The sequence below is a fragment of the Brevundimonas aveniformis DSM 17977 genome, assembly GCF_000428765.1.
Lineage (GTDB): Bacteria > Pseudomonadota > Alphaproteobacteria > Caulobacterales > Caulobacteraceae > Brevundimonas > Brevundimonas aveniformis.
The window spans coordinates 773,386-785,338 of the sequence record NZ_AUAO01000001.1 but is presented as its reverse complement, the minus strand read 5'-3'; the positions used below and the strand labels follow the sequence as shown (position 1 = coordinate 785,338).

Here is an 11,953-nt window from a genome sequence, read left to right as displayed (position 1 = left end):
CAGCTCAGGCAAAGGTCGTGTAGACGATCCTCTGGCGGATTTCGAAGCCCAACGAACGGTACAGGCTGATGGTCGCCGCGCGATCCGCAAAGGCGTGCAGGAAACAGGCGTCGCCCTCATCCAGAATGTGCCCGATGACCACGCGCATCAGGGCGCTGGCCAGACCCCGGCCGCGATGGTCCGGGTGGGTGCAGACCGCCGACACCTCGGAAAAGCCCTCGACCCTGAGGCGGGTCCCGGCCATGGCGATCAGCCGGCCGTGTTCACGCACGCCGATATAGCCGCCGAAGTCGAAGGTGCGGGGCCGGAACGGGCCGGGGTTGGTAAGCATGGCCAGGTCGTAGATGTCCTTCGCATCGGCCTCACCCAGCGCCGTCCAGTCGACCGAAGGGCCGGACGTGACCGTGGTGGCCACCATCTGGGCCAGGACGGCGTTCAGCGTCGGCGCGACGCCCGGCGGCGTCCACCCGGCCAGCGGCGTGCCTTCCGCCTCCAGCGACCCGGCACCGGGATAGCGGGCACAGATGGCCTGAAGATCGTCGGTTGAGCCGGCGTCCTTGCCGGCCACGAACACCCCGACATCGGGCCGCAACCGCACGGCATCGCCCTCGCGGAGGGCGAGATGAGCCTGACGGCCGGTCAAGGCGTTCCAGACGGGGCGGTCGAGGGGGTGGGTCATGGCGACGGTGTGGCGGACTGCGGGGGCGCTTTCATCCCGGAAATTGCGGTTGAAACGTCGCCTAGCCCCGCCAGAACCCCACGATCCGCTTGGTTTCGGCCACCACCGGCGCGGCGATGTTCCGCGCCTGTTCGGCGCCGGCGGACAGCACCCGGTCGATCTCCGCCGGGTCAGCCATCAGGCGGCGCATTTCGGCGGTGATGGGCGCGAGGGCCTCGACGGCCAGCTCGGCCAGTTTGGGCTTGAAGGCACCGAAGCCCTGACCGGCGAAGTCAGCGGTGACCTGATCGCGCGTCTGGTCCGACAGGGCGGCGTAGATGGCGATCAGGTTCCTGACCTCGGGCCGGTCATCCAGCGCCGCGCCGACCTCGGGCATCACCCCCATGTCGGTCTTGGATTTCTTGATCTTCTGGCTGATGGCGTCGGCATCGTCGGTCAGGTTGATGCGGCTGGCGTCCGACGGGTCGGACTTGGACATCTTGGCCGCGCCGTCGCGCAAGCTCATCACGCGCGTGCCCGGCCCCTGGATCAGCGGCTCGGGCAGGGGAAAGAAGCCGGGTGCCGAGAAGTCGTTGTTGAACTTGGCGGCGATGTCGCGGGTCAGCTCAAGGTGCTGTTTCTGGTCCTCGCCGACCGGAACCTCGGTGGCCTTGTAGAGCAGGATGTCCGCCGCCTGGAGCACCGGATAGGTGTAGAGGCCGACCGACGAGCGTTCCTTGTGCTTGCCGGACTTCTCCTTGAACTGGGTCATGCGGTCGAGCCAGCCGAGGCGGGCGACGCAGTTGAAGATCCAGGCCAGCTCGGCGTGCTGTGGCACCGCCGATTGCGGGAAGATAGCCGCCTTGGCCGGGTCCAGACCCGAGGCCAGATAGGCGGCGGCGATCTCGCGCGTCTGTTGGGCCAACAGCGCCGGGTCCTGCCACACGGTGATGGCGTGCATATCGGCCACGAAGACGAACAGGGGGTCGCCCTGGTCTTGAAGGGCGACGAACCGCTTCAGGGCGCCCAGATAGTTGCCCAGATGCAGGGCACCGGAGGCCTGGATGCCGGAGAGAATCCGGCGCGGGCCGGTGTAGGCGGGAGGGGAAGCGTCAGACATGGCCCCGCGCCTAGAGCCTTCCGCGCCCGGCGGCAAGCCGTCAGGCGCGGCGTTCGCGTCTCAGCAGGCCCTTGATCTCGCCGATGGTGACCGCGCGGGTGACGAACAACAGCACCAGATAGACCAGCCCACCGACGCCGGTGGTCAGGATCAGGGCGATCTCCTTGGCACCGTGTTCGGTCAGGGCGGCGATCGGTGCCTCGATCATCGGGCGATACATCTGGGCCAAAACCAGCACCGCGCCCAGCGCCGCAGAGGCGATCAGGACGCGGATCAGGCGCGACACTGCGGACGGTCCCGGGCGGTAGTGGTCGCGCCGGAACAGGGTGAACCCCAGAAGACCGGCGTTGACCCAGGCCGCGGTCGAGGTGGCGGCGGCGATGCCGGACACGCCCCAACCGATATTGAACAGCAGGATAGCCAAGGCCGCATTCACCGCCACCGAAACCAGGGCGAAGACCATCGGGGTCTTGGTGTCCTGACGGGCGAAGAAGCCAGGGGCCAGAACGCGGATAAGAACGAAGGCCGGCACGCCCCAGCCGAACTGAAGCAGGGCGCGCGCGGTGTTCTCGGCGTCGAACGCCAGGAACTCGCCGCGCGTGAACAGGCCGTCGATGAGGAACAGGGGCATGGCCATGATGGCCGCCGCTGCGGGCAGGGTCAGGGCCATGGACAGCACCAGGGCCTCGTCCATCGAGGCCTGTTCCTGACCGCGATCTTCCGAGGCGATGGCCGATGACAGCTTGGGCAAAAGCGCAATGCCGATGGCCACGCCGATGAGGCCGAGCGGCAGCTGATAAAGCCGGTCCGCCGTCGCCAGCCAGGTGCGGCCGCCGTCGACGAAGGACGCCAGATTGCCCGAGATGAAGACGTTGATCTGGGTTGCGGAATTGCCGATGGCGGCGGGAATGGCGGTGATGATGATGGCCTTCACCGCCGGGGTCAGTTTGGGCATCGACAGGCGCACATTGGCCCCGGCCCTGCGCACACCCCACCAGCACAGGCCCGCCTGGGCCACGCCCGACACCAGCACCGACCAGGCCGCCGCATAGGCGGACTGGATCTGGTCGCCCCGCCAGATCAGCAGGGCCGCCAGCATGATCAGGTTCATCAGGATCGGATAGGCGCCCGAGACGATGAACCGCCCACGCGCGTTCAGCACGCCCGACAACAGGGCGGCAATCGCCATGCACGGCAGATAGGGCATGGTGATCTGGGTCAGAATGACGGCCAGACGGAAGCGGTCCGGGTCATCGAGAAAGCCGATGTTGATGGCCATCATCAGCCACGGCATCGCCAACTGGGCCACGATGGTCAGGATGACGGTGACGACGGCGACGGTGGCCAGGGCGTCGGTGGCGACCTGGTCAGCCTCGGCCTCGCCCTTTTGCTTCAGGGTCTTGGCATAGGCCGGCACGAAGGCGGCGGCGAAGGCCCCTTCGGCGAAGATGCGCCGGAACAGATTGGGGAAGCTGAGCGCCGTATTATAGGCGTCGGCCGCCGGCCCGGACGAGGCCCCGAGAAAGGCGGTGATGGCGATGTCGCGTGCAAAGCCCACCAGCCGGCTGACCAGGGTCAGGCCTGAGAAGATCGCCGAGGATTTCATCACCCCGCCCTGTTTGGGCGGCTCGGGTGCGGGCGGATTTGTCGAGGCTGTGGCCCGGATCTCGGGTTCGGTCGTCATGGAAATCTCGGGCGTCGCTATGGCTTCGACTTAGAGCCGAATTAGGCTGAGGAAAACAGGGCCGGCCTTCGGATTAGTTACCGCGCCGCAGAGGCCCGGGCCCGCGCCATCTTTTTCGGCGCGACCGGCTCGACCGGCGGCTTCAGGGCAGCCAGCAACGCCTCGCGCACACGCGCCTGGTCGGCCTTTGCCGTCAGGCGCTTGCCTGTCCTGGTCGTGACGTAGAAGGCATCGACGGCGCGCACCCCGTGGCTTTCGATATGGGCCGAACGGATGGTCAGCCCCGAAGCTGACAAGGCCGCGGCCAGGTCCGCCAGTAGGCCCGGGCGGTCCCGACCGGAAGTTTCGAGAATAGTGGCGTCACCGCCGTTCGGATTGTCGAAGACCACGACCGGAGCCACATCGAAAACGGATGTCCGCGGAGTGGCGTTGGCTGGGGCCCCCGGCTTACGCCGACCCAGGGCCGCATCGACCACGGCCTTTTGCAGACGCCGGCTGGCCTGATGATCGCCTTCACCATAGGCCCCGCCCTGGCTGTGCTGGAGCTGGAAGACGTCGATGGCCCAGCCGTCGTCCGAGGTATGCACACGCGCCCCCGACACATCGGCCCCCTCAGCCGCCAGGGTCGCCACGACGTCGGCGAACAGGCCGTGGCGATCACGCGCGACGAAGGTAAGCTCGGCAGTATCCCAGGCAGGGCGATGAACCAGTTCAGCCGCCGCCCCCTGTTTGACCGCGCGCGCCATCAGGGCCGCGTCCGGCTCAGGGCTCACGTCATCCGGGGTGTCCTCTCCACGGAAACGGGCCGCGGTGGCGGCATAGAGGTCGCGCATCAGCTGGCCCTTCCAGCCGTTCCAGACCCCCGGCCCAACGGCGCGCACATCCGCCGCAGTCAGAACCAGCAGCATTCTAAGGCGCTCCAGGTCACCGACAATCTCGGCAAAGGCGGCAATGGTGGCGGGGTCGGCGGCGTCGCGCTTCTGGGCAAAGTCGGACAGGACCAGGTGGTGCTCGACCAGCCAGGCCACCAGCTCGGCACGGGCATGGCCCAGACCCATCCGCTCACAGGCGCGCCGCGCGGCGATGGCGCCGTCCTCGAGCTGCCCCCGAGTTCCCCCCTTGCCGACATCATGCAGCAGCAGGGCCAGGTAAAGGGCCTCCCGGTCGTCGATCAGTGGAAAGATCGAATGCGACAGCGGGTGGTCGTCCTTGAGGGTGCCCGTCTCGATATCCCGGAGGATGCCGATGGCCTGAAGGGTGTGCTCGTCGACCGTATAGGCGTGGTAGCGGTTGAACTGGGTCTGGCCGACGACCCGGGCAAACTCCGGCACGAACCGCCCAAGCAGGCCGGCCTCGTTCATCAGGCTGAGGGTGCGATAGGGGCGTTTGCCATGCGCCAGAATATCAATCAGGGCCCGCGCCGCCTCTGGATCACGACGCAGGGCGGGCGTGACCCGGTCCAGCGATCGGGCCACGGCCCCGAAGGCATCGGGGTGCAGGTCAAGACCGAGGCGATCCGCCTCGCGAAACAGCTCCAACATGCGGACCGGATTGTCCGCCAGGGCTGTGGCATCCGTAACCGTCAGGCGGCCGGCTTCCTCAACTACGCCGTCGACCGCCGATTTCCGCCGTCGACCCGGCAAGGGCAGGAGCCGCATCAGCCCCCCGGCCTGTTTGGCGTGCTGAGCCTCCAGCTTGGCTGACATCGCCCGGGTCAGGGCCCCGACATCGCGGGCAATGACGAAATAACGCCGCATGAAGCGTTCGACCGGCAACTCGCCCTTGCGGTCCTTTGAACCCATCCTGCGGGCGACTTCGGGCTGATATTCAAAGGCGAGCTTGTCCTGCGCCCGTCCTGCCAGAAGATGCAGATGGATGCGAACCGCCCACAGGAAATCAAAGGCTTGCGCCGCCAGACGTTGTTCGCGCGCGGTCAAAAGGCCTTCGAGCGCGGCACGGCCCATGTCGCTCTGCGGTGCCAGGGAGCGGGCGATCCAGTACAGGGTATTTAAATCCCGCAGGCCGCCCTTGCCGTCCTTGACGTTGGGCTCGACCTGATAACGAACGCTCCCGGCCTTGGCGTGGCGGATGTCCCGCTCCTCGAGCTTGGCCGCAATGAAGGGACGCGGATCAGCCTTCTTCACCGCCCGACGGAACCGCGACAGGAAGCGATCCGCTGGACCGGCAGCCCCGACGAGGTAGCGGGCTTCAAGCAAACTGGTGCGGACGGTCATGTCCTGGCGGGCCAGGCGCAGAGCCTCCGCCTCGGTGCGGACAGCCCAACCCACCTTGAATCCCAAGTCCCACAGCCCATGGTGCACGGCCTCGATCCGGGCCTCCAGGTCGGGCGGCAGTCTGGCGGGGATCAGCAGCATCAGATCCAGGTCGGACCACGGAGCCAGGACGCCACGACCGTAGCCGCCGACCGCCAGAACCGAGACGTCTGTGTCGCCGGTGCCGAACAGATCCCAGACGGCAGTGACAGCCCGGTCGGCGGCCGCGGCGTAGAGGCGGGCCGTCTCAACGCCGCCCAGCCCAGCCTCCAGTCGCGCGGCAGCCTTGTCGCGTGCCGCCTGAAGGTCATCACGGATGGGTACGAGCGCCGAGAGGTCAGTCACGCCCAACCCCTGTCCGTCGCCATGAACGGGCAGACCCGCCACCCGGAATGGCGTAGTGTACGACCCTGGCGCCAACCGGGGTGAGGGAGGTGTGGTTGCGTGCGTTTCTGATCATGTCCGCCATCGTGTCGTTTAGCACGCAGCCGACCCAATCCTATCCCAGTTCGGCTGATCTCGTCGCTGAGATCAATGCGGTCAGGACAGATCCGGCGGCCTATGCCGCACACCTCCAGGTCTTTCGAAACCAGTTTGAAGGGCGGGTGTATCGCACGCCGGAGGGCGTTCATGTGCGGACCCAGGAAGGCGTTGCCGCCGTGGACGAAGCGATCCTCGTGCTGCTGGCCCGCAGCCCGGCCACGGCCCTGGTGCATGATCCGGCTCTGGACGAAGCCGCCGCCGATCATGTCCGAGATCAAGGCCCCGCCGGCCTGCGCGGTCACACAGGACGCGACGGATCGTCACCGACCGAGCGGGGCCGAAGATGGGGTGCCTCAACGGGGGTCGGTGAGAATATCGCCTACGGCGGCGGCTCTGCCCGTGAGGTCGTGATCCAGCTCCTTGTCGATGACGGGGTGCCGGACCGGGGACATCGGGCCAACACCTTCAGGGACTATTCCAGCGTCGGTGCGGCCTGTGGACCGCATGGCGTCTACCGCCAGATATGCGTGATCGATTTCGGGCTCTGACGCTCAGGTCTTGAGGCCCTTCAGTCGATAGAGAATGTCCAGCGCCTCTCGCGGGCTCAGGTCATCGGGCTCGATGTCCTGCAAGGCTGCCTCGACCAGGGACCGGCGCGGCGGTGCCGGCGTGTGTGGACCGGTCGCAAACAGGGGCAGATCATCCAGCCGGGAAGGCGGTGCCTCCTGCCCCTCCAGTCGCGCCAGGACCTCTTGAGCACGACAGACCACGGCGGGCGGCACCCCCGCCAGCCGGGCCACCTGGACCCCATAGGAGCGGTCTGCCGCCCCTGGCCCGGCCTCGTGCAGAAAGACCAGCTCGCCGTTCCATTCGCGCGCGCGCATCGACAGATTGCCCAGATGCTCCAAACGCCCTTCCAGCCGGGCCAGCTCATGATAGTGGGTGGCAAACAACGTCCGGCAACGCGCCTGGTCGTGCAGATATTCGGCACAGGCCCAGGCGATGGCCAGACCGTCATAGGTGGCCGTGCCCCGGCCTATCTCGTCCAGCACCACGAACGACCGATCCGTCGCCTGGGTCAGGATGGCGGCGGTTTCGACCATCTCGGTCATAAAGGTCGATCGGCCGCGCGACAGGTCGTCTCCGGCCCCGACCCGGCTGAACAGGCGATCCACCACGCCAAGCCGCAGCGAGGTGGCGGGCACATAGCATCCCGCCTGGGCCAGGATGACCAGCAAGGCGTTCTGGCGCAGGAAGGTGGACTTGCCCGCCATGTTCGGGCCGGTGACGATCATCAGGCGACGGGCCGTCTCTCCCGCCCCATCAAGCTGACAGGCGTTGGGCGTAAAGGGCTCTCCCTCGCGCGTGACCGCGGCCTCCACCACCGGGTGACGACCGGCCTCGACCTCAAAGACCGTGGAACGATCCATGAGAGGTCGCACACAGCGCGCCTCTTCGGCCCACTCGGCCAGGGCTGCGGCTACATCCAGCTCGGCCAGGGCGTCCGCCATACTCCGCAAGGCATCGGCCAGATTGACAGCTTGCTGCCTCAGCGAGTCGAAGATCTCGACTTCCATGGCCAGGGCCCGGTCGCCGGCCTGGGAGATCCGGGCGTCCAGTTCCGCCAGCTCGACGGTGGTGAATCGCACTTGATTGGCGAGGGTCTGACGATGAATAAAACCACTGTCAGCGCCCTGTCGAATTAGGCCTTCGGCATATTTCGGCGCTATTTCAAGAAAATAACCAATGACAGCATTATGCTTTGCGCGAAAAGGCAGTCCGCTGTCAGTCTGATAACGCGCCTCAAGGTCGGCGATCACCTTGCGGGAATCGTCGCGCAGCGTCCGGGCTGCATCGAGGTCATCAGACCACCCGCGGGCCACGAACCCGCCGTCGCGCACCAGGTGTCCCGGCTGTTCAACCAGGGCCCGATCCAGGTCGACCGCGAGCGCGGCACCGTCGTCCGATGGGGTCAGGGCCTCGCAAGCCGCCGCCACCTCCGACGGGTACCCTGACAAGGGCTCACCCGCCTTGGCCAGGCCGGCTAACACAGCCGCCGCCCGCGCCAGACCGTCGCGCAGCGCCGCCAGATCCCGCGGCCCCCCACGCCCCAGTGCCAGCCGGGACAGGGCGCGGGCCAGATCGGGCGCGCCCTTCAGGTCGTTTCGCAGAGCCCGGCGACTGTCGCGCCGCTCGAGAAACCAGCCGACGGCGTCCAGTCGCGCCACAATGGCGGCGGGATCAGACAGGGGCCGGCTGATGCGCTCGGCCAGTCGCCGCGCCCCCGGCGCCGTGACGGTTCGGTCGACGGCGGCGATAAGTGAGCCTTCACGATTTCCCGTCTGGGTCCGGTCGATTTCCAGCGACACCCGCGTCGCCTGATCGATGGCCATGAACCCGGCCTCGGCCAACCGGCGCGGGGCCTTCAACGCCGGCAGCTTTCCGGCCTGGGTCGTTTCGATATAGGCCGCAATCAATCCGAGGGCCGCAACCTCGACCGGCTCGAATTGGCCAAAGCCATCCAGCGTCGCGGCCCCGTACAGACGCTCAACGCGGTCCTGTGCTGCCTTGGGCTCGGCCAGGGCCTGGGCCATGGGCTGGACCACGCCCCCCGACATCTTGAGGGCACTCGCCACAGCCTCATCCGCAAACAGGCGATCCCCCGCCAGGGTTTCGGACGGCCGCACCGCCGCCAGCGCCGCACCCAGTTGATCGCGCGCCACCGCCAGGCTTTCGACCTCGCCGGTGGACAGTTCGACGGTGGCCAGGGCGGCCCGATCCCCACGCACCGCTATGGCGGCCAGCCGGTTGGCACGCCCGGCCTCCAGCAGACTGTCTTCGGTCAAGGTGCCGGGCGTGACCACGCGAACGACATCACGATGAACCACGGCCTTGGAGCCGCGCTTCTTGGCCTCGGCGGGATCTTCAAGCTGTTCACAAACGGCGACCTTGAACCCGGCCCGGATCAGCCTTGCCAAATAGCCATCGACCGCATGGACTGGCACGCCGGCCATCGGAATGTCACCGCCCTGGTGTTTCCCGCGCCGGGTCAGGGTGATGCCGAGCGTTTCGGCCGCCACCTCGGCGTCCTCGAAGAACAGCTCGTAGAAGTCGCCCATGCGGAAAAACAGCAGGGCATCCGGCTGGCGCGCCTTGGCGGCCAGGTACTGGGCCATCATCGGGCTGGCGTCGGCCGGGACAGGCGGGGGTGAGGGCGCGTTCATGGTGAAGGGCGCTAACGTGGCGGATCGGACGGCGCGGCTCAAGCGATTCCGGCCTGACGCCCGCCGGGATTGGAGGCTAACCTCGATCCATCCACAGGAGAGGCCTCAGATGACCGACTTCACCGGGTTTACAGACGACGGCCTCACCTTCCTGCGTGGCCTCGCCGCCCACAACGACCGCGACTGGTTCACACGGCACCGCGCCGTCTACGACGACCAGCTCAAGCCGACGCTGGCGACCCTGATCGCGGCAACCTCCGTGGCCATGGCGGCGCGCGGCGTTCCCCTGGCCGGTGACCCGAAATCCAGCCAGTTCCGTCTGCACCGCGACACCCGCTTCTCAAAGGACAAGCGGCCCTACAAGACCCATGTCTCCGGCACCCTCACCCGCGACGGTCGCAGGATGAGCCCCGGCATGGCCTATATCCACATCGAGCCGGAGCCGTCGGGTGGGATCGACCCACTCGCCCTGCCTGATGAGCCGCATGGACATGGCCCGTTCGTGGCGGTCGGCTTCTACCTGGATGAGCGCGCCGACATCGACGCGATCCGGCGCGCCATCGTCACCGAACCCCTGGCCTGGGGTCAGGTCGAGGGTGCCCTGGCAGCCGCGGGCCTCAGCCTGGATCCCGGCGCTCCGGCCAAGCGCCTGCCCAAGGGGTTCGAGGATCAGGCGGGCGCATCGATCGAAGACGCCATCAAGCGCACCCGCTGGATCGTGTCACGGCCCCTGAGCGAGGCCGAGGTGCAGGCCCCCGACCTGCCCGACCTCATCGCCGGCTTCGCCGCCGACGCCCGGCCCCTGCTCGACTTCGGATGGAACGCGCTCGACCGGGGTTGACGGATCCTCGTTGTTCGTATTTTGTTCCACAACCCGAAGGCGGGTTCGGAGCGGGAGATGTTCGCCAAGGTTGTCACGGTCGCCTTTGAAGGTGTTGAGGCCCGGCGCGTCGATGTCGAGGTCACCTCGACCCACGGGATGCAGGGCAGCTTTCAGGTCGTCGGCCTGGGCGACAAGGCCGTGGCCGAGAGCCGCGAACGGGTGCGCGGGGCCCTGGCCGGGATCGGCCTGGCCTTTCCGGCGCGGCGGGTGGTGGCCAATCTGGCCCCGGCCGACCTGCCCAAGGAGGGCAGCCATTTCGACCTGCCCATCGCCCTGGCGCTGTTGGCGTCGATGGGCATCCTGCCGGTTGATGCGCTCGACGGCTGGGCGGCAGTGGGCGAGCTGGGGCTGGACGGTCGGATCGCGCCGGTCGCCGGTGCCCTGCCGGCGGCGGTCGCCGCCTCGGCCATGGGCCTGGGCCTGATTTGTCCCGAGGCCAATGGGCCTGAAGCCGCGTGGGCCGGTGATCTGGCCATACTGGCACCGCGCTCGCTGATTTCTGTCGTCAACCATTTCCGCGGCACCCAGATCATGACGGCCCCCAGGCCCGGGGCGGCCCTGACCGGTGGGGCCGTATCGGACTTGAAGGACGTCAAGGGTCAGGACATGGCCAAGCGCGCCCTCGAGGTGGCGGCGGCGGGCGGGCACAATCTGTTGTTCGTCGGGCCACCGGGGTCGGGCAAGTCGATGTTGGCCGCCCGTTTGCCGGGGCTGTTGCCTCCGCTGACACCGGCGGAGCTTCTGGAAACCTCGATGGTCTGGTCGCTGGCGGGGATGATCGCCAAGGGAGCCCTCACCTCGGCCCGACCGTTTCGTAGCCCGCACCACTCCGCCTCTATGGCCGCCCTGACCGGCGGCGGGCTCAAGGCCAAGCCGGGCGAAGTGTCATTGGCCCACAATGGCGTCCTGTTTCTCGATGAACTGCCCGAATTCACGCCCCAGGCGCTGGATTCGCTGCGAACGCCGCTGGAAACCGGTGAGGTAACGGTAGCGCGCGCCAACGCCCATGTGCGCTACCCGGCCCGGTTCCAACTCGTTGCCGCCATGAATCCATGTCGATGTGGAGTCGGAGGTGTTGGCAAAGGCCATTGCGGCAAGGCCCCGCGTTGCCAGCGCGACTATCAGGGCCGTCTGTCCGGGCCCTTGCTGGATCGCATCGATCTGCAGGTCGAGGCCCCCGCTGTCACCGCCGCCGACATGGCCTTGCCGCCGCCGGTCGAGGGTACCGCCGAGGCCGCCGCCCGCGTCGCCGCCGCGCGCGAGATCGCCACCGAACGCGGTCGGGAGTTGGGTCTTGATCCCTCAGAAGCCCTGAACGCGCGCGCCTCCGGCCCGACGCTGGACCGTATCGCTACGCCGGACCCGCCGGGCCGCGACCTGTTGATCCGGGCCGGGGAGGCCGGGAACCTGACCGCGCGGGGCTGGACCCGCACGCTCAGGCTAGCGCGCACCATTGCCGATCTAGAAGGCGGCGGTGGCGTCCTGCGCCGCCACATCGCCGAAGCCCTGGCCTACCGGCGACCGCTACATGAGGGAACCGCGCCGGCCCTGTCCACAGAATCTCGGGCCACCGTGACCGCCCGTTAATCCCATCTGTGCATCATGGGGCCTCAAGAGCGGGAGGCGTC

At 67.8% G+C, this 11,953-nt stretch carries 8 protein-coding genes; 3 read left to right on the top strand and 5 right to left on the bottom strand.

All coding sequences use genetic code 11. The features are described 5' to 3' along the window. Window positions 1-4: 4 nt before the first annotated feature. From G391_RS0104095 to glnD, 4 genes are all read right to left on the bottom strand, one after another. Complete coding sequence (locus G391_RS0104095) at window positions 5-679, bottom strand: GNAT family N-acetyltransferase (RefSeq protein ID WP_029086393.1); 675 nt, start codon at window positions 677-679, stop codon at window positions 5-7. A gap of 61 nt (window positions 680-740) precedes the next feature. Beyond that, complete coding sequence (trpS, locus tag G391_RS0104090; protein WP_029086392.1) at window positions 741-1,778, bottom strand: tryptophan--tRNA ligase; 1,038 nt, start codon at window positions 1,776-1,778, stop codon at window positions 741-743. Window positions 1,779-1,818: 40 nt separating this feature from the next. After that, window positions 1,819-3,462, bottom strand: coding sequence for a murein biosynthesis integral membrane protein MurJ (murJ, locus tag G391_RS0104085; protein ID WP_084169113.1), 1,644 nt, complete (start codon window positions 3,460-3,462; stop codon window positions 1,819-1,821). A 77-nt stretch (window positions 3,463-3,539) separates the two neighbouring features. Beyond that, complete coding sequence (glnD, locus tag G391_RS13760; protein ID WP_245572029.1) at window positions 3,540-6,080, bottom strand: [protein-PII] uridylyltransferase; 2,541 nt, start codon at window positions 6,078-6,080, stop codon at window positions 3,540-3,542. Between the two features lie 95 nt (window positions 6,081-6,175). Between glnD and G391_RS13755 the strand changes: the two genes are divergently transcribed. After that, complete coding sequence (locus G391_RS13755; protein ID WP_084169111.1) at window positions 6,176-6,766, top strand: CAP domain-containing protein; 591 nt, start codon at window positions 6,176-6,178, stop codon at window positions 6,764-6,766. 3 nt (window positions 6,767-6,769) lie between these two features. Here the strand turns inward: G391_RS13755 and mutS are convergent, their stop codons facing one another. Continuing rightward, complete coding sequence (gene mutS / locus G391_RS0104070; RefSeq protein ID WP_029086390.1) at window positions 6,770-9,442, bottom strand: DNA mismatch repair protein MutS; 2,673 nt, start codon at window positions 9,440-9,442, stop codon at window positions 6,770-6,772. Window positions 9,443-9,551: 109 nt separating this feature from the next. Between mutS and G391_RS0104065 the strand changes: the two genes are divergently transcribed. Both G391_RS0104065 and G391_RS0104060 read left to right on the top strand, forming a co-directional pair. Next, on the top strand, window positions 9,552-10,283 hold the full coding sequence (locus tag G391_RS0104065; protein ID WP_029086389.1) for a DUF2461 domain-containing protein: 732 nt from the start codon (window positions 9,552-9,554) through the stop codon (window positions 10,281-10,283). 57 nt (window positions 10,284-10,340) lie between these two features. After that, entirely contained in the window at window positions 10,341-11,912 is a 1,572-nt protein-coding gene (locus G391_RS0104060; protein ID WP_029086388.1) for a YifB family Mg chelatase-like AAA ATPase, read from the top strand. The last annotated feature ends 41 nt before the right edge of the window (window positions 11,913-11,953 follow it).

Excerpts from the sequence above, each read along its gene's own strand:
- G391_RS0104060 (WP_029086388.1), top strand. The coding sequence starts at position 10,341 with ATGTTCGCCAAGGTTGTCACGGTCGCCTTTGAAGGTGTTGAGGCCCGG.
- murJ (WP_084169113.1), bottom strand. The coding sequence starts at position 3,462 with ATGACGACCGAACCCGAGATCCGGGCCACAGCCTCGACAAATCCGCCC.
- trpS (WP_029086392.1), bottom strand. The coding sequence starts at position 1,778 with ATGTCTGACGCTTCCCCTCCCGCCTACACCGGCCCGCGCCGGATTCTC.
- mutS (WP_029086390.1), bottom strand. The coding sequence starts at position 9,442 with ATGAACGCGCCCTCACCCCCGCCTGTCCCGGCCGACGCCAGCCCGATG.
- G391_RS0104065 (WP_029086389.1), top strand. The coding sequence starts at position 9,552 with ATGACCGACTTCACCGGGTTTACAGACGACGGCCTCACCTTCCTGCGT.
- G391_RS0104095 (WP_029086393.1), bottom strand. The coding sequence starts at position 679 with ATGACCCACCCCCTCGACCGCCCCGTCTGGAACGCCTTGACCGGCCGT.